The organism is Bartonella sp. AU15XJBT (genome assembly GCF_028618615.1).
Lineage (GTDB): Bacteria > Pseudomonadota > Alphaproteobacteria > Rhizobiales > Rhizobiaceae > Bartonella.
In genome coordinates this window covers 45,051-64,633 of sequence record NZ_JAQITG010000005.1, presented here as the reverse complement: position 1 = coordinate 64,633, position 19,583 = coordinate 45,051, and the positions used below count along the sequence as shown (strand labels likewise).

The following is a 19,583-nucleotide window of genomic DNA, read 5'->3' as shown; positions in this document are numbered from 1 at the left end:
TTTTTAATTTATAGATTAAAAGAGAATTTTTTATCTACGAATAACAATTTAAAGAAAATAAATAAAATTATTTCCTTATTATTTAAATAATTACGATCTTATAATAGGTTAATAAGAGAAATATAAACACCATTCATTGCATCTTAATCCTGAATAATTCCAACGTATCTTATGCTATTAATGTTCTTATCGCTCTCTTTTGCCCTTTGAATTGAAAAGAGCTTTCTTAAAAAATGGTTCATTAACAAATGAACATTCATGAATTTTCTGGCAAATAAATTATCAAGCTCCTTTTGCCAATTTTATGAACAGCACTCTCAAAAACTTTGGCCATCCCTTCAAATATAATTATTTTATTGAAAATACTTATTATACATTCTTTCTTTGCTCTCAATAAAAACTTTTTGGGAAAGCTTTTTTGTTTTTTTAATTATTTTTATAGGCATAAAAATATGCCCTCTCAATAACAAAAAAATCGTAAATATGAAGGGCTTTAAAAGCCACAATGCCTAAAAACGACATACAACCAATAATATATAATATTTCTCAATACAATCTGAAACACAATACCAACAAAAATACCCTATATCCTGTCGATATAACGAAATTAAGTGATATCAACCGTCATAATAGCCGTATTCAATATTGGTCTATTTATCAAAGATAAGGAGTTAAATCACTCATGAAACGTACCATAACATTTATTGTATTATCTTCTCTATTGATACCTTTGTTTGCTGTATTAATATCACTTGGGTATACGAAAGTGAACGATCTGAATCTGTACGATGAACTTTATCAGTCATACCTCAATAAAAACTGTAGAGATTTAGAATACCGCGACAAAGAGGAAATAGCAAAAGAATATATAAAAATGTTTAAGAGTAAGATAGAACCTATCACATCTACAGAATAGGATAAGGGATCATTTTAGAAATATTTAATAGAACGACAAATTGAATCTGCATAATTAATATTTTAAAGTATTACTAAAAAATACTTATTTTTTGTGGATGCTTCACCCTTTTTAGGTAGAGAATCCCAATGTGAGGGTTTGCTAAGCGATCAAAATAGGATGCTCTTTGATTTATTTAGAAAAAACATTTTCCTCGCAAAACTTGAAGCAGACTTTAGTGATCCAGTGTTTGAATACGTAGAAAAATTTCTAGATTCCCCAACGAGCATTAACCGAAAAGAACAAATTATTCGTGTAGCGAAAATGATACCCTGTAATTTTCCTACCCATTTTAAAAATGCAGCTCTTGCCCTTCATGATGACTGTATAACTATATCTTATAATGGTATAAAAAGGTATAAGCCCCCTCATGCAATCTTGCTTTTAAAAACGAAAACAACAAACAGTTAAGAAACGTACTCTACATTTTTAAATAATAAAAGAGGTGTTTGTGGCTTACCAGCACAATAAACTAAGGCTTTGTATTTTTATTCTACAAAATAAAAAAACTTCGTATTTTTATAAAATAGCATTGAGGATATTGAATATAAATAATATTTTTTATCCCTTATTTAAAAGTCTAAAAATTATTTTCTGCCCTATTCATTAAGAGGAATGAGCCAAGCGGATAAAAAGTGTTTGATAAAAAACTAAATAGATCAAATCATCTTGAGCACAAAGATATAACATGGAGGTTACGGAAATATCGTGATAGTATTGGGATAAAAATCGCAGTTTCCAAGAGATCTTTGTATTGTATCCTTTATGAAAAATGTTGAAAGCAAGGGAGGATATTCTCCTCTCAAACAAATGAGTGAATAGACTACTACGATGATATGCATTTTTTAAAAAAGTACAAAGTGTCTTTGCCTAAAATTTAATAGGCACATTCTAAAAATACCGGTTCAACAGACTCATCCCAAATAGAAGAGTAATGGGATAAAAATTTTTCAGCATCTGTTTGCCCCGTTGCCACAACCTCTTCTAAAGGATTAAGGAAATTTGTTTCATCAAAACCATTTGCATCACACTGTTTGCGATTTTTTAAGCCCTTGCGAGCAATAGCGATAGTTTGACGGGCTAATTCTAAAAGAATGGTTTGACGAAAAGGAGTTTTTAACCCTTCTTTGGGAACGCGTTGGCGCATGTCTAAAACTTCTTCAAAACACCAATCTTTGGTCAAAGCCTCTGCCTCGTTAAGCGCTTCTCTATCATAAAGAAGCCCAACCCAAAAAGCCGACAATGCACAGATGCGCTTCCAAGAACCGCAATCAGCTCCTCTCATTTCTAAAAATCTTTTTAAGCGGACTTCAGGAAATAACGTTGATAAATGATTAATCCAATCTCCCATATTTGGAATTGAATTTACAACTTGTCCTCTTAATGCTCCATTCATAAACTGACGAAACGTTATATGGGTACAATCATAATAACGACCATCACGTACAACAAAATACATGGGAACATCAAGGGCCCATTCAACGTAATCAGCAAAACCAAAACGCTCAGAAAATATAAAGGGAAGAACGCCTGTCCTCTGATTATCCGTATCACGCCAAATTTCAGAACGCCATGACAAAAAGCCATTTGGGCGTCCTTCTGTAAAAGGTGAACTTGCAAATAATGCAGTCGCAACGGATTGTAACTTCATGGATACTTGCATTTTTCGCCGCATATCACTTTCAGATGAAAAATCAAGATTAACCTGAACTGTTGATGTGCGATACATCATATTAAGACCATTATGCCCGACTTTCGGCATATAATCAGTCATAATTTGATAACGTGACTTAGGCATTTTCGGCGTTTCAGCTAACGTCCACTTTGGGCTAGCGCCTATCCCCAAAAAACCAATACCCAATGGTTCTGCAATTTTCTTGAGAAGAGCTAAATGTTCCATCAACTCATGATACGTATCACCTACTGTTTTTAATGGTGCCCCAGATAATTCAAACTGTCCCCCTGGTTCCAAAGAAATAGCCCCCTGATCAACGGATCCTACAAGCCCAATAATATTCCCTTCATCTACAATAGGTTTCCATCCTAAAGCGCTTTGCATGCCTTCTAACAACGCTCGGATTCCCCTCTTACCGTCATAAGGAACAGGACGAAAACCATCTCTATAAAATGGAAATTTTTCATGTTCTGTACCAATACGCCAATCATCTTCTGCTTTATACCCCCCTTGGAAATAGCTCACCAAGGAATCTAAGTTATAAACTTCACTTTCATCCATTATATCAAGCGCCATAACTTATCGTATCCTATCATTGGTATTATCATCTTAAATGAATTGTTTAGAATGATTTTACAGACATCTCAATCCATTGACCAATCCCCCACTGTCGCATTAAGAAGAGCCAAAGCCGCAACAGCGGCAGTGTCAGCACGTAAAATGCGTGGACCTAATGATATTGGAACCACAAAAGGCTGCTTTTTTAAAAAGCTCCGCTCTTCTTCACTAAACCCACCTTCTGGTCCAATGAGAACACCAGGCGTTGTAACGTCACGCTTTTTAAAAGAAGGTAATGGATTGTGCGATTTATGCTCTTCATCACAAAAGAATAAAGGCTGTGTCTCATCCCAACGCGCTAAAAGCTCTGCTAAGGATAGAGCTGATACGCATTCAGGGAGAGATAAAATGCCACACTGTTCAGAAGCTTCAATAACATTGGCTTCCATACGCGCCATATTGATACGCGTAACCTGCGTATGATGCGTTATAACAGGCTGCAAAATCGACACCCCCATTTCAACAGCTTTCTGCACCATATAATCCAACCGCGCATTTTTGAGTGGAGCAAAGCAATAAATAAGATTGGAATGTGCTGTTTGTAATCTTTCTTGATGGATAAGCTGAACCACAACAAACTTTTTCTTAACAATGATAAGTTTAGCAAGCCACTCACCATCCTGTCCATTAAAAAGTAGAATTTCCGCTCCTTCTTTCATCCGCAAAACATGCACAAGATAAGAAGCTTGTGCCCCCTCTATCTTTATTTCTTCATCCAAAGCCAATGTCTGTCGGATAAATAATCTTTTAAGTTTATAATTTATGCGCATAAAATCTTGCCAATGCTCACTATCGTCATCAAGAAATGAAGAAAAACATATCACAAAAAGAAAAAATTATATCTATAGAACTATAATATATTAAAGAATTATAGAGTTTTTTTAGCTTTATGAGATAATGATAGGAACCAATAGATCATTAAGTGATTCTGCTTTCATAAAAGTTTAAATAATACAACATTCATCTTTGCATTCAGTCATTGATGCATCAGTGGAGGAAAGATATGTCTGCTAAAAAAGCTACCATTATTACGATTACAACCCTCTTAGCCTTTATTTTGATTACAGTGGGTATTGGTTCTGTTGGAGCAGATGGAAAGCATACAGTTACCAAAGATGGATATGGTATTTCTTCTCAGATTCAATAAGCACGGGCTGATATGCCCTTATAAGTTTTAATGCAACAAAATGTTTTTTAGCAATTTTCTAAGATTTGCACGCATATTATGAAACTCTTATATTTGAAAGATTCCGTAAAGAGGTGTTTTTGTTCCTCCCTTCAATCGTTTATCTACATACTAACTGCACTTGTGAGGGAGAGGAAGTTTTTTGGTTTCATCACGAATAGATTTAACATGAGAGAATCTTATGATATTGAAATCTCTTATTTAAATTTAAAAAAGGCTTTAAATTGCAAATAGACGAATTATTATAGAATAAAATGTCATACAAATGAAAAACAATGCTCAATCGGTATCAATATCTTTTGTAATCAAAAAATTACCATGATTTTGTCCTTTAGAGCTTAGAGAAAATGTAAAAGGCCGTGCAAGGCTATTCGCAAGGCATTGGACATCTTTACATAAAGTTTCTGACCTATGATTTTTGCGCAATTGTGCTTGTAGTATCAATTCATTCTGCTTCCCTTGAAAAATAGCCGCTGTAACAGCCTCCTGTATGGATAAACTCAAGTCTGCTGTACGCATCAATGACTCTGTCACCTTCATCATCCCTTCTGAAAAGCTTGCCTGAATATCCCAGTGATCAAAACTTGTGGAGAGAGAATCATTTCTCGTTAAAAGAAATTGCTGTTTGCTTGAAAGTTTTGTTTGTAATTCATTCAAATCATACCCTAAGAGCCGACCAGAAGACATCTTCAGCGTTAAACCGCCCTGCATTTTTGTAAAAACTTCCATCCAAGAACCCACAAGTGTTTGTATCGCTGCGGTAAAATTTGTTTTGCTCTGTACAAATGGAATAAATCCTAAGGCTTCTAAAGCCTCCTGCGTATCAATAGAAGCCCCTGAAATAGTTCCTTCAATACGTATTTTCTGTCCAGCTGGCGTAACTTCAATATTACTTTGAACGGATCCACCCCAAATATTGACATGTCCAAGATCAAAAATCCCATGCCCATTTCTTATTTGCATCGCAGCTGCTAAATTTGTAAGTGAAATATTTCCTATTTTGGCTTGTGGCGCAGAAAGTCGTATATCCACCCCAATACGATCAAAAAGCGCCATATCAAAGAATGAATTTTTCTTTTTATCCGAAAAAAACATTGAGTCCAAGAGGTTAATGTCTAAGTTATCAAATGCTAAAGAGCCCATGACACTTGGTACATAATCTTGAAAATCAAGTTCCAAAGCCCCACGTGCATTGGATTTCCCCATCGTAAATGCAACACTGTTCATTTGGATATGCATTGGTCGCGCTAAAAAATGAGATTCCCATACAATGGGTATTGTTAATCTATGTCCCCAAAACTGATTTCCTCCAACCCAAGACAAAGTCTGATTCCAGCTTGGTGAACGCATCGACACCTTTCCATCAAAAATATAATATTCAGATAACCGAGCCTGCCCTGTAAAAGTTATTCCCCCACGTACAGAATTAAGACTTGCCTTAACCTGGCTTTTTCCTCCTGCCAAAAGCAACAATGCTTGAGAAGCATCAATTGATAATTTTGTAAATTCTCCGCGCCAACGAGCATCTGCACGCAACCGTACTTCCTCAGTCGATTCTGGCCAATCTAAAGTCGCATTTAATCCTGTTATTTTTTCTGCTACTCCTGAAAAGCTGTCATGATACACAAGAGCACCATTTTTAATAACAATCCGCCCAAAAGGTTGTTTTAAAAGGTGTTCTATCTCTGGATGTTCAGGGTTATGTTTTAATATTTCACGTGCCTTGCGTATGGCTAACCCTAAGGCGCCTTGTGAGTGAGAAAATCGATCAAAAAAATCTGCCATTGTTTTAACGGGCTTTTCCATAACAAATTGAGGACGCACAATCCGCGTCTCTGAAAAAGAAACACGCCCCCAAAGAAGATCGACGACAGAAAGATCAACTTCTATTGATTCAGCTTCCATTAATGGTGCAACATCATCCATTTTTGATGTTAAAGTAATGCCAGAAAGCAACGCTTTAGGATAAGGAAAAAGATTTAACCGCGGTGGATCACGCAATTGCACGTTATAACCTGTCCATGCACTCAACTCTTGCGCTAAACGAACACGAATCGCATCCGTAGAGACAAGATAAGGTAAAATAAGAATCCCCACTCCAAATAAAAAGATAATTGTAATAAAAATTCCGCTCAAAAATTTTATTATTCTGATGCGCACAATATCCCTCTACACGTATCCCCCTATAACAGATTAAAAATAAACTTAAATAATCGTTAAAAGGCTTTTTATAACCCTATAATTCATCATATCCATTTTGTATTTTCATTATTTTTGTTCTTTATCCAAAGTTTATTCAAACAGCAATATTGCTGCTTCTTTATAAAGCAATTATTTAAAAGTCTTATAAAACTGTAAATCCACAACATTATCAAACCATTCTTACTGTTCTCATATGAATATTGCTATAAAACTCTATCGTATTATTAGAAAATGCTTTACAAAAAAACAAACAGCCTTACCGAAAGGATCTCTCTCATGAATAATATTATCGACGGAAAAAAACTTGCTGAAGAGATTATTGTGAAAGTTAAGGCTGAAACAACAAAACTCCGCGATAACTATAATATACAACCTAGTATCGCTGTTATTATCGTTGGAGACGATCCCGCAAGTCAAGTATATGTCGCCTCAAAAAATAAAAAAGCTGAAGAATGTGGGTTTCTTTCAATCAAACATGTCGTTTCCAAAGAAACGCAAGAAAAAGAGCTCCTTCAACTTATTGCAACATTAAATTCTGATCCCAAAATTCATGGTATTTTGGTACAGCTACCTCTCCCAGCCCATATGAATACAAACCTCATAACACAAGCTGTTGCTTTCCAAAAAGATGTTGATGGTTTTCATTATATCAATGTAGGAAAACTCGCAGCAAATGCACTTGAAGATGCTATTATTCCCTGCACACCCGCTGGTGCTATGATGATGATTGAACGACATTGTGGGCGAGATTTATCTGGACTTGATGCTGTCGTTGTTGGACGCTCTAATATTGTTGGAAAACCTATGGCTGCCCTTTTAACAGCGGCCAATGCTACTGTGACAATTGCCCATAGTCGTACTCGTGACCTTGATGATGTCTGTCGGAGCGCTGATATTCTCGTAGCTGCTGTAGGCCGCCCACAAATGATTAAAAAAGACTGGGTAAAAAATGGCGCAGTTGTTATTGACGTTGGTATTAACCGCATTCCAGCTCCAGAAAAAGGTATAGGAAAAACGCGTCTTGTCGGGGATGTCGATTTTGAAAACGTAAAAGAAAAAGCTGCTGCAATCACCCCTGTTCCAGGAGGCGTTGGCCCCATGACAATTGCCATGCTTATGGTTAATACACTCAAAGCCGCCGCCCGATTACACAATCTTCCTATACCAAAATTCTAAGAATTGTAACAATTATTGCACATGGTTCATCTTGTTTCTTTTTGCATTCCTCATGTCATAAAAACAGATGCCCCTTGATCTGCACGATTAACCAATTGACGAAAAACACGAAAAAGTTCGCGTCCAACACCATAGTCGTTTTTTGAAAGATCAGGAGGTGTAATTGTTCGCGCGTTAAATTTTGCTAAATCCTCTAAAAGAGTTAATTTACCCCCATGAACATCAAGGAAAACAATGTCACCGTCTTGCAAACGCGCAATGGGACCATTATCCAAAGCTTCTGGTGTCACATGGATGGCAGCAGGAACTTTTCCTGATGCTCCGGACATACGACCATCCGTTATCAATGCTATCCTTTGACCGCGATCTTGTAAAACGCCTAAAATGGTGGTTAATTTATGAAGCTCTGGCATACCATTGGCTTTTGGTCCTTGGTAGCGAATAACAGCGATAAAATCTTTATCATGTAACGCTCCAGATTGAAAAGATTTTTGGAGCTCCTCTTGATCATTAAAGACAAGGACTGGTGCTTTAATTTGCCAATATTCTGGTTTAACAGATGAAACTTTTATAATAGCGGTTCCCAAATCTCCCGATAAAACACGAAGGCCACCGTCCGGTTGAAATGGTTTTTTCCAACCTGCTAACACCTTATGATCACCACTTTCCTTGAGAGCTGCTTCACGCACCACACAGCCATCAGCAGAAAGCTTTGCTTCAATTGCATAAGCATTGAGATCTTTACCAAAAACTGTAGCAACATCTTCATGCACTAAACCGGCCTCAATAAGCTCGCGAATAATAAATCCTATACCCCCTGCTGCATAAAAATGATTGATATCAGCCAAACCATTCGGATAAATTCGCGCTAAAAGAGGCACATGGCATGAAATTTCTGCAATATCATGCCATGTCAATTGAATACCGCAAGCCGCAGCGATAGCTATCAAATGAATCGTATGATTGGTAGAGCCTCCTGTTGCATTTAATCCTACAATGGCATTCACAAAAGAACGCTCATCAATGATCATACCAAGTGGTCTATAATGATCACCAAGATCGGTCATTTCAAGTACACGCTTTGTAGCTTCTTTTGTTAAAGCATCACGCAACGGTGTATTCGCATTGACAAAAGAAGCTCCCGGCATATGCAGCCCCATCATCTCCAGTATCACCTGATTTGAGTTAGCAGTCCCATAAAATGTACATGTCCCTGGACCATGATAAGAACGGGCTTCTGATTCCAGCAATATTTGGCGATCTATTTTATTTTCCGCGTAAAGTTGACGTATTTTTACTTTTTCATCATTACCTTGCCCCGTTGTCATAGGACCAGCGGGTATAAAAATTCCTGGTAAGTGACCAAATGTGAGTGCACCAATCAATAAACCGGGGACGATTTTATCACACACCCCAAGATACAATGCTGCATCAAAGACATCGTGTGATAAGCTTATAGCTGTCGCCATTGCAATCACTTCACGCGAAAAAAGGGAAAGCTCCATCCCCGCATTTCCCTGCGTAACACCATCGCACATCGCAGGAACACCCCCTGCTACCTGTGCAACACCACCAACCATACGGGCCGCCTCTTTAATTAAGTTAGGAAACTTTTCAAAAGGTTGATGTGCTGAAAGTATATCGTTATATGCCGTGATAATGCCAATATTCCCAACGATATTTCCCTTCAAACGCTCTTTGTCTATTGCACCACAAGCAGCAAAACCATGAGCCTGATTAGCACATCCCAAAAAACTCCGCTTGGGACGATGAGTCTGTGCGTTCGCGATACGATCTAAATAAATTTCTCGTGTAGGTCGAGAGCGTTCATAAATCCTTCGTGTAACTGTGGCAATTGTCTTGGAAAGTGCCATATTTACTTCCCCCCTTCATTGATGCTCCCCCTCATTCATTAAAGAGAGAGTGCGTTTCTATTCACCTTGTCTCTCATATTTTAATTCACTTATTTCATTTTCTGCAGGCGACCAATAAACCTGCACAAGATGAGGAGAATTACGCAAAATCGCCCGAACCGGCTTTTCTATTTCAGACCCATCTTGACAAGCTTCTTCAAAACAGTCGCGTTTCTGAAAACCTTCGAAATGGAGAATAATGCAACGAGATTGCATAATAACTGGCAGCGTTAGAGAGAGTCTTGGCTCAATGGCACTTTTTGCATGAAGTGGTAGAACAAGTGCTTGTGTTCGAAGATCAAGTGCTTGCTTTAGACGATCAGCATCAGGAAAAAAGGAAGCCGTATGTCCATCAATCCCCATTCCTAAAACAACAACATCAAAGGGTTTAGGCAAACTATTAATACGATTTGCTGCTGAAAAAGCAGCAAGTTCAGCAGTAATTGCTTTATGATAAAGCCCTACAAAACGTGCTTTTGCAGCAAAATTCTGTAATAAATGACACCGTACCATATGTTCATTTGAACGTTCATCGTGCGCAGGGACAAAACGTTCATCAACCAAAGTGATAATGATATTTTGCCAATCAATATCTGCTTTTGATAAATAATGAAAAAACAATTCTGGCGTTTTACCACCAGAAACAGCTAAAATCGCACGCTTGCGCTCTAAAACAGCTATACTAAGCTCTGCTGCAACACGGTCAGCCAATGCTAAAGCAAGAGTTGTGGGTGTTTCAAAATTTAAACGGTCAATATTCATTCTATACATACTTACTGCTCTAAATTAAATTGTTCCATATACGTCCATCACGTTCCATAAGGATTGTCGAAGCAGTGGGACCCCATGAACCAGCACTATAACCATGAACAGGCTGTTTTATTGCTTCCCATCCCTCAATGATTGGATCAATCCAACGCCAAGCAGCCTCAACTTCATCACGACGCATAAACAGTGTTTGATCTCCACGAATAACGTCCATTAATAAACGTTCATAAGCATCAGGGTTACGTTCAGAAAATGCAGAAGCAAAACTCATGTCTAATGGAATATGACGAAACCGCATACCGCCATAACTCGGATCCTTAATCATCAACCATTGTTTTACACCTTCATCCGGTTGGAGACGAATAACAAGCCGATTAGAAAAAATTTCATCTAAATCCACATCAAAAATATTATGAGGAATAGGTTTAAATACGATAACAATTTCAGACATTCGCGTGAACATGCGCTTACCTGTTCTTAAATAAAAAGGTGTATCGGCCCAACGCCAGTTATCAATCTTAACCTTAAGCGCGACAAATGTTTCGCTCTCACTTTCTCTTCCCAAGTCATCAAAATAAGACTCTACAGATATACCATTTGATAAACCAGCAAGATACTGCCCACGCACAGTGTTCTGCTCTACATTATGCACATCAAGAGGTGTTAAAGAATGCAAAACTTTAAGTTTTTCATCACGCACAGCATTGGCACTGTTGATAAATGGTATTTCCATCGCAACCAAACAAAGAAGCTGCAGCATATGGTTTTGAACCATATCGCGTAGAGCACCAGTACTCTCATAATATTCTGTACGCCCCTCCAACCCTAAAGATTCAGCAACGGTTATCTGAACATGATCAATATAGTTCGCGTTCCATAGCGGTTCATAAAGTGTATTCACAAATCGCAATGCCATTAAATTTTGGACAGTTTCCTTCCCAAGATAATGGTCAATGCGGAAGATCTGTTCTTCATTAAAAACACTTGCAAATGCATCATTAAGCCAAACCGCTGTTTTTGCATCACAACCAATTGGTTTTTCAATGATAATTCGTGTTTGTGGTGTTACCAAATTGCTTTTCCCCAACTTCATCGCGATATCAGCAAAAAGTGACGAACCAACAGCCAAATAAAAAGCTCGAATATCTGCTGAATCTTGTGACAAAAAAAGGGCTAAATCCTCCCACCCTCGGTTTGAGGAAACATCAACAGAAACGTAAGTTAAACGTGCAAGAAAGCGATGGAGTTCAGTTGAATTGAGATCTTTTGGATGGATATGTTTTTCTAAACAAGCTTGGACAAAATTTTGATATTCTTCACGACTTAAGGAAGTGCGCGAAACGCCAATAATACGTGTTGGCTCACTAAATTGCCCAACACACTGGCAATGATACAAGGCCGGCAAAAGTTTGCGTGAAGCCAGATCACCATTGCCACCAAAAACAATACAATCAAAAGAAGAAACTGGAGTAATTTTACGCGCCATGAACTTATTTATTTTTCTATTCGATTATGAAATCCCATATTACTTATAAAAGCTTCCATCATTAAAGCAGACAGATACTAAATAAGCCATTAATTTTCTACATTTCAATCAATGTTTCTATTAAAGGCGATCCATTAAAGAAAACCAACGCATTGCTAAAAATATAAGTGGATAACGCAAAACGCTTCCTCCCGGAAAAGATGAAATCTTTAAGTCCTGAAAATAAGCAAAACGTTCATGATTCCCTGTCAACCATTCTGCGTACAATTTTCCCATAAAAGGAGCAAGCATAACGCCATGCCCTGAATAACCGCCACAATAAGTCATCCTTGAGAAAAGTTGGCGAACATAAGGCATACGCTCAACCGTGATGGCAACCGTTGCCCCCCAACGATGGCTGAGATTGATAGAGTGTAATTGAGGATAAATTTCAGCAATTTGCCGTTTTATTCGTGCATCTAAATTTACAGGATTCTTATTATTGTAACTTTCTACACCCCCAAATAAGAGACGATTATCAATGCTTTTGCGAAAATAGCGAACCATAAAACGGGAATCATCAACCGATTCACCCCCCATGAGAATTTTACTGTTCTTTGGTAATGGTTCCGTTGCTCCAATATAAGAGCGAATAGAAACAATATTTTTCTGAATAAAACGCTGAAGCCCAAGTTTATACCCATTGGTTGCGAGTAAAACATGCTCTGCTGTTATACTCCCTTTTTCTGTTATCACTTTCCAATGAGCCCCCCTGCTCTTCATGGTTGTTACTTGTATCTTTTCATAAAGTTTAGCACCAGCATCTTTGGCTCTTTTTGCCAACCCAACAATCAATTTTAAGGGATTTATATGGCCGGTATCCGCATCATAAATACCACCACAATAAAAAGGCGATCCAAGTCGCTCAGATATTTCTGCCCGATCCATAAAAGTAAGTGCGTGATAACCATAACGCTGCATCGCCTCAATATGCCGTTGATAAGAGAGAAGCTCATGCCTTTTATGGGTTACAGAAAGCTGCCCCCCTATAAAATCACAAGGGTAATTAGGCATCGCGCATAAAGATAAAATATCTCTTTTTGCTTCTTCTGCTAAATCAAATAGCACTTTACTGCGCTCAAAACCATATTTTTTCTCTAATGTTTCGGCCCATTGCCGTTGCCCCGTTCCTAGTTGTCCACCATTGCGTCCCGAAGCACCATCACCAAAACGTGATGCTTCAAACAAAACAACATCCACTCCAGCCTTCGCTAAATGATAAGCAGCTGAAAGTCCTGTAAATCCACCTCCAATAATGACCACATCACACTGTCTATCTTCACAAAAAGAAGGATAAGAGGGGCGTTCTTCTAAAGTATCTTCATACCAAGAAATTCCTGGAGAAATTGGATTAGAGCCAATCATCGTGATAAACCTCAAACATTAAGCAAGAGATATTCGCGCTCCCACGGGCTAATCACTTCCATAAAAGTTTCAAACTCTTGTCGTTTGATCGCAGCATAAGTACTGACAAACACATCTCCTAGAATAGCACGTATTTCTGTATCTTGTTCAAATAAATTAACCGCTTCAATAAGACCACGCGGTAACTCAATATTATCAGCATTCACATTATTTGTTGTTGGCTCATCCGGTTCAATTTTTTGCTGTAAACCAATGAGACCACACGCTAGAGAAGCTGCAAGGGCTAAATAAGGATTCGCATCTGACGAAGGGAGCCTATTCTCGACACGCCGCGCTTGAGGAGCAGAACGAGGGACACGAAATGCTGTGGTACGGTTATCGTATCCCCATCGCAAATTAACAGGTGCTGAAACATCCGGCATAAGACGTCGATAAGAATTTACATAAGGCGCAAGCATGACAAGTCCCCCTGCCATATGTCTTTGTAATCCACCAATAAAATGGCGAAAACAAATACTTTCTCCACCATCTTCCTGCGTAAAAATATTCATCCCTGTCTTCTTATCAACGACTGATTGGTGAATATGCATAGCAGAACCCGGCTGTCCTTGAATGGGCTTAGCCATAAAAGTTGCATACATATTATGTTTAAGTGCTGCTTCACGAATTGTGCGTTTGAACATAAAAACTTGATCAGCCAATTCTATCGGATCACCATGACGTAAATTGATTTCAAACTGACCGGCCCCTTCCTCGTGAATAAGCGTATCAATCTCCAATCCTTGCGCTTCCGAAAAATGATAAATATCATCAATGAACTCATCAAACTCATTCACACCGGCAATTGAATAGCCCTGTCCTCCACCAATTGAACGTCCAGAACGACCAACAGGAGGAACTAAAGGATAATCCGGATCAGGATTTTTCTCTACTAAATAAAACTCAATTTCTGGTGAAACAACTGGTTTTAGACCCATTTGCGTATAAAAATTGACAACTTTTCGCAAAACATTTCGCGGTGTATAATCGACGACCTGTCCATTTTGATATACAAGATCACAAATCACCTGTGCCGTAGGGGCCTCTTCCCATGGCACGATACTTAACGTAGACAAATCAGGCTCAAGACGCAGATCACCATCGGTTTTGGGATATTCAAAGCCGTGTCCATCTTCAGGATAATCTCCTGAAATTGTTGCCATAAAAACCGCTGAAGGTAGCGCTAATGATGTTTCCGATGTAAATTTTTTAGAAAGCATCATCTTGCCACGCGGCACACCTGCTTGATCAGGCGTAATACACTCAATATCTTCTACATTACGAAAAGAAAGCCATTGTAAAACTTGCTGCCAGTTGCTTACACCACGCAAATTTTTAAGAAAACCAGAAACAGGCTTAGAACCCTTACTTTTTATTTGTTTACCATTTTTCACAGCCATAACACACCAACTTAAAACACAATCAAGCCCCGCTATTATGGTACCATCCCATGCATGAATGTCACAAAAAATATTTTAATCAACTTAATTTTTATAGAATATATAACGTCTATCAAAGCAAAATCGTTCTTATCATCATTCTAAGCTGCTGATTGTATCAAACATGATGGGGAAATGGTACTGCACGTCATATATCGCGTGCTAATCTTCTTCTTATATAAACAGTGCAAACGAGCGTGAATTATTGTCCTTAGCCTTTTGCCAATATCGTTTGACAGCCAACAGAAAACTCGTAGCATTCAGCAGCAAAAGACGCGTTTTAAGAAGGTATCAGATGCCCCCTAAAAAATTAACCATCCGCAATAGCACTGCTGAATTTCTGATTTTCACTCAACAAGCTGGTGAAGACAGCATTAAAGTTCGCTATGAAAATGATACAATCTGGCTTAGTCAAAAGCTCATGGCAGAGTTATTCAGCGTAGATGTACGTACAATCAGAAAACATTTAAAAAATATATTTGAAACTCAAGAATTAGATGAAAACTCAGTTATCCGGATTTTCCGGATAACTGCCTCTGATGGTAAAAACTATAATACTCAATTTTATAACCTCGATGCCATTATCGCTGTTGAATATCGGGTTAATTCCAAACGCGCGACACAATTTCGACAATGGGCAACGCAAATATTACGTGATTTTGCAATTAGAAGCTATGTCATAGACAAAAAGCACCTTGAGAACGGCATGACTCTTAATGAAGATTATTTAGAACATTTACTCGCTGAAATAAGAGAAATTCGCCTTAGTGAAAACGGTATCAAAAAATTACACATATTTATACAACCAGTATAGATTATAACAAAGATGCGCCAACGACACACGAGTTTTTCGCAAAAGTTCAGAATAAGTATGCATTTCGCTGTGCACGGACAAACAGCAGATGAACTGATGTTTAAGCGAGCAGACAGCAAAAAAGAACATATGGGCTTAGCAACGTGGGAGAATTCTCCACATAGTAAAATTGTAAAAACCGATATCACAATTGCTAAAAACGACCTAACACAAGATGAACTTAAGCAGCTTGGCTTAATTGTTAATGCTTATCTTGATTTAGTAGAGAGCCGCGCAGAGCGAAAAATACCAATGACTATGGAAGATTGGGCAAAACAATTAGGTAAGCTCCTTGAGCTTGAGCAGCGAAATATTTTACAAAATTCTGGCACAATCACAGCAAAGATTGTCAAAGACCATGCCGAAACTGAATTTGAAAAATACCGCATCGTTCAAGATAAATTATTTGAATCTGATTTTGATAAAGCAATTAAAGCCCTTGAGAAACCTCGGCGTAAAAAAAGTGATGACTAAACTCGTAATAAGCTTGAATAATGTTGAATCGCAGCACTTTCCACAAATGTGTCTATGCACGCAAAAACACTCCCAGCACAAGCCAAAAATCCCGCATTCATAGCCACCAACAACTAATTCCCGCCTCAATCTCATCCCGCCCCAAACATAGGATTGCGTTTTATTAAATACCCCACGCGCATATAATTAAAGAGAGAAACGATTAAACTGGCACCAATCATGCCAAGCCAATAAAGCCATATTCAAAAAAATGTGCCATGAGAGCTCCCCCAAATAAGCCTATCCCCCAATAGCTTATTGTTACAACAATTGTTGGCCAAAACGTATCAAGCAAACCCATAAGTATGCCATTGAGCATGGCTCCTAAAGTGCCAAAAGCAAAAGACAATAAGATAAACGGAAGCAACTCCCAAGAGAAAACAATAACGTGGACTGAAGAAATGTCAAAGATGATTGAAAGAATGAATTCATAAGAAAAATAAACACCCCCTGATAAAAACAAGACATAAGCTATAGCAAAAATTGTGACATTCATACGTAACTGTTTTAGAGCCATATGATTCCCATCTGCCCTATACCACGCTGCTATTGTCGCGGCTGCGCTAGAAATACCCAAAGCCACCACAGAAATAAGCATATCAAGACGCATTCCAATCGTATGTGCTGCCAAAGCTTCAACCCCAAAAGCTGTAATCATGAAGGCAATGACAGAAGGAAAACCTTCCGCAATAAGAATACGTATACCAATGGGAAATCCTACGAACAGCAATTTTATGATTCGTGAAATCTCAAACTTTGGTCGCAAATAATGAAAGTGAAAGGAATGAAAAGCAGAATTGTGGGACAGAATGATTGCCACTGCCATAACAATCAAAATACGGATCAAACTACTCGCAATTCCAGCACCAAAGACACCTAATCCGCTTGCAGGACCTATACCAAAAATAAGCAGCCAAGAAATAAGAAAATTCATAGGGATAGCTGCAAGCATAACAAAAGTTAAGGGCTTGGGATGACCAATTGCTGAAAGTAATCCACGGCTATTTACATAAAGATAAAAAAACACCACCCCTATAGCAGCACCACTATTATATTCCTGCGCTATCTTAGCAATTGTCTCATCTTGTTCGAGAAGACACAAAATATTCCTCGTATTGAGTAAAATGATTGCACTCATCATTCCAATCAAAAGGGAAAGCCATATTCCTTGATCAAACCACGCCTTCAATGCATATCTATCTTGTCTGCGAAAACTTTCCGCAAGTTTTGGTGCAACCGCAGTAATAATCCCTAGCCCCAACAACATCACAAAACTAAACAGACTCAGAGCTAACATTGTACCACTTAAGGCTTGAACACCTAAATGCGCCACAAGCGCTGCATCTGTAAAGGAAATCATCATCTGCGAGATAAACCCAACAGCCAGTGGCATGCCAAGAGAGAGCAATTGCTTCATCACAACAAACATTGTGAAATACCCTTCCCTATTGAAGAACGTATTAAGCTTGAATCTTTTAAATAAAACGCATTGATTTTTTCCGTAAAGTCCTTCCATCGCAAGTCTTGCCTAAAGGATGCATAATGAGCACTCATTAAACTAAAAGGAAATGAGCAGTTCTGAGAAGTGCAATGCACTTTTATGCGTTTTTTGGACCTCATGCCATGCGTTTTTTTATACAATATTATGCCCCCAAGCAGCTACAGTCGTTGATAAAAGATCCTCAGCAAGTGTTTGTTCGTCTTGCACATCCATTTTTAGTATTTTTAATAAAACTTTTGGTACTGCAAGTCATACACCAGTGCTAACCTTCTCTTACCCGCTGCTTACATATGTAAAAAAACAAAGCCGACCGAGTTGTCAGAAAACGCAGGTACTTTGTTATGCTCGTTCGCGATATTTCTGACTAATAAGAAGCACAATCATTTGACGCATTCAAATCGGTAAGCATCTCTCCTAAAAACGATGGACAGCTATTAATTTCGACTAAATCCATATAAGATGACCCACACACTATTTTTTCCTGTGTCTTTACGTAAGTCACAGGCAAGGCTCTGTTCAACTGTATCTTCACTTTCAAACCTCCTCGTCTTTTATTAACTTTTTATCCGTATAAAGCCAGGCCAAATTAAGCGGGATAATTAAACATATACAAAGCAAGGTGAAACAAAAAGCAGCTTCTATACAAACATTGTTTGCCAACAAACCAATCAGCACAAGCGCTAAAATACCAAAAATACGTGCAAGAAAACTAACAATGGATAAAACCGTATTTGCATTCTTTTGTTGAATATGTTTAAAAAATTCTGCTTCAAACTGCGTCATAGGGACAGAAAAAAAACTGTGAAATACGGTGAATAAAATAATAGGGGCCCAACTGTTTGCAACGAGAAGCAGAGCAAGCATAACAACAGCACTCAGAACGAGTGAGCACAAAGTTATCGCCATAGGAGCATATTTGTGCATAAGATATTTAATTACAAAGCGATTAAATAAGTATTTTACGAGAGTATAAGACACAAAGCACAAGCCAAGAATAAGAATTTTAGTCTTTCCCGTTGCATTGTCTAATACTCCTGTTTGTCCCAAAATAAAAGGCTGCCAAAAATGAAATATTGGCTGCAATGCGGCAACAATAAAACCACATATCAATATATAATATAACCCGATTTTTGAGGTAACTAAATGAGAAAAAGCTTCTTTTGCATGCAACAGAGAACCCGAGTCTATTGACTGACTACCCGAAACGGATGCAATATCTATCCCCCTCACCCGACTAAAAAAGAATACAAGCATGAGAAACCCGAAAGAACAAAAATAATATGCCGACTGATAATTATCCATACACAAAACAATAAGGACACCTAGCGCACCAGCAACCGTATTCATGAATGCTGTCAGTTCTCGCTTATAGGCGTTTACTTGGTGGTAGATCAAACTACCCTTGTAACCACCACCGTCGATTAAACCTTTAATCCATGTGCTATCAGCGCCAGAACATAAAGCAAAGCCTAAAGCATAAATAATTTCTGCCGGAATTAAGACAGAAAGATTAGGCGCGTAGATACATAAAAAGAAGAAGAGCGAAAAAAAGAAACATGATAAGGTAACATTTTGTTTAACGCCGATTTTATCTCCTAAAATCCCGCAAGGCACTTCAAAAATACAAATAGCCACGCTAAACACAATTTGCAATAAAGCTAACTGTGTTATACTAACGCCCATAGACAACAAAAAGAAAGCATGGAAGGAACCTGTAATTAGCCGAATTCCGCTCATTGCTCCACAGCCATAGAGCAACTTTTTAACTTCATAATCTATCGTCATTAATATATCCAAAAGCTATAAAGCTAGCAGCTTTTTGCCGCCAGCTTTATATATTTTAAAACCTCAATTC

At 38.1% G+C, this 19,583-nt stretch carries 13 protein-coding genes and 1 pseudogene; 4 read left to right on the top strand and 10 right to left on the bottom strand.

Features of this window, described 5'->3' with window-relative positions; all coding sequences use genetic code 11:
- Positions 1 to 1,832: 1,832 nt before the first annotated feature.
- A complete protein-coding gene (locus tag PVV57_RS03800) occupies positions 1,833 to 3,206 on the bottom strand; it encodes a glutamate--cysteine ligase (protein ID WP_273718953.1) in 1,374 nt (457 codons plus the stop codon).
- Positions 3,207 to 3,274: 68 nt separating this feature from the next.
- Positions 3,275 to 4,018, bottom strand: coding sequence for a 16S rRNA (uracil(1498)-N(3))-methyltransferase (locus PVV57_RS03795; RefSeq protein ID WP_273718952.1), 744 nt, complete (start codon positions 4,016 to 4,018; stop codon positions 3,275 to 3,277).
- A gap of 233 nt (positions 4,019 to 4,251) precedes the next feature.
- Here PVV57_RS03795 and PVV57_RS03790 point away from each other — a divergent pair, with 233 nt between their 5' ends.
- Complete coding sequence (locus PVV57_RS03790) at positions 4,252 to 4,395, top strand: hypothetical protein (protein WP_005773989.1); 144 nt, start codon at positions 4,252 to 4,254, stop codon at positions 4,393 to 4,395.
- Between the two features lie 318 nt (positions 4,396 to 4,713).
- Here the strand turns inward: PVV57_RS03790 and PVV57_RS03785 are convergent, their stop codons facing one another.
- Entirely contained in the window at positions 4,714 to 6,594 is a 1,881-nt protein-coding gene (locus tag PVV57_RS03785; RefSeq protein WP_273783507.1) for an AsmA family protein, read from the bottom strand.
- A gap of 318 nt (positions 6,595 to 6,912) precedes the next feature.
- On the opposite strand from PVV57_RS03785, the gene folD reads away from it, so the two are divergent.
- Complete coding sequence (folD, locus tag PVV57_RS03780; protein WP_273718950.1) at positions 6,913 to 7,812, top strand: bifunctional methylenetetrahydrofolate dehydrogenase/methenyltetrahydrofolate cyclohydrolase FolD; 900 nt, start codon at positions 6,913 to 6,915, stop codon at positions 7,810 to 7,812.
- 50 nt (positions 7,813 to 7,862) lie between these two features.
- Here the strand turns inward: folD and edd are convergent, their stop codons facing one another.
- The 5 genes from edd to PVV57_RS03755 all read right to left on the bottom strand — a co-directional run bounded on the left by edd (position 7,863) and on the right by PVV57_RS03755 (position 14,822).
- Positions 7,863 to 9,686: a phosphogluconate dehydratase gene (gene edd / locus PVV57_RS03775; RefSeq protein WP_273718949.1), complete on the bottom strand. Its 1,824-nt coding sequence runs from the start codon at positions 9,684 to 9,686 to the stop codon at positions 7,863 to 7,865.
- 57 nt (positions 9,687 to 9,743) lie between these two features.
- Complete coding sequence (gene pgl / locus PVV57_RS03770; RefSeq protein ID WP_273718948.1) at positions 9,744 to 10,496, bottom strand: 6-phosphogluconolactonase; 753 nt, start codon at positions 10,494 to 10,496, stop codon at positions 9,744 to 9,746.
- A gap of 10 nt (positions 10,497 to 10,506) precedes the next feature.
- The gene (zwf, locus tag PVV57_RS03765) at positions 10,507 to 11,979 is read right to left on the bottom strand and encodes a glucose-6-phosphate dehydrogenase (RefSeq protein WP_273783506.1); all 1,473 of its coding nucleotides are present in this window, start codon (positions 11,977 to 11,979) and stop codon (positions 10,507 to 10,509) included.
- Between the two features lie 120 nt (positions 11,980 to 12,099).
- A complete protein-coding gene (locus PVV57_RS03760) occupies positions 12,100 to 13,383 on the bottom strand; it encodes an FAD-binding oxidoreductase (protein ID WP_273718946.1) in 1,284 nt (427 codons plus the stop codon).
- Between the two features lie 11 nt (positions 13,384 to 13,394).
- Positions 13,395 to 14,822: a glutamine synthetase family protein gene (locus tag PVV57_RS03755; protein WP_273718945.1), complete on the bottom strand. Its 1,428-nt coding sequence runs from the start codon at positions 14,820 to 14,822 to the stop codon at positions 13,395 to 13,397.
- A gap of 334 nt (positions 14,823 to 15,156) precedes the next feature.
- Between PVV57_RS03755 and PVV57_RS10505 the strand changes: the two are divergent.
- A pseudogene (locus PVV57_RS10505) lies at positions 15,157 to 15,767 on the top strand (virulence RhuM family protein).
- On the top strand, positions 15,733 to 16,188 hold the full coding sequence (rhuM, locus tag PVV57_RS10500; RefSeq protein ID WP_404977237.1) for a RhuM family protein: 456 nt from the start codon (positions 15,733 to 15,735) through the stop codon (positions 16,186 to 16,188). The pseudogene PVV57_RS10505 and the gene rhuM overlap by 35 nt, the downstream one beginning before the upstream one ends.
- Positions 16,189 to 16,405: 217 nt before the next feature.
- On the opposite strand, the gene PVV57_RS03745 is transcribed toward rhuM, so the two are convergent.
- Together PVV57_RS03745 and PVV57_RS03740 are read right to left on the bottom strand one after the other, a co-directional pair.
- Positions 16,406 to 17,656 carry an MATE family efflux transporter gene (locus tag PVV57_RS03745; RefSeq protein ID WP_273718944.1) on the bottom strand — a complete coding sequence of 417 codons (1,251 nt, stop codon included), beginning with the start codon at positions 17,654 to 17,656 and terminating at the stop codon, positions 16,406 to 16,408.
- 606 nt (positions 17,657 to 18,262) lie between these two features.
- Positions 18,263 to 19,513 (bottom strand): MFS transporter, encoded by a 1,251-nt coding sequence (locus tag PVV57_RS03740; RefSeq protein ID WP_273718943.1) that lies wholly within the window; start codon positions 19,511 to 19,513, stop codon positions 18,263 to 18,265.
- Positions 19,514 to 19,583 lie beyond the last annotated feature (70 nt).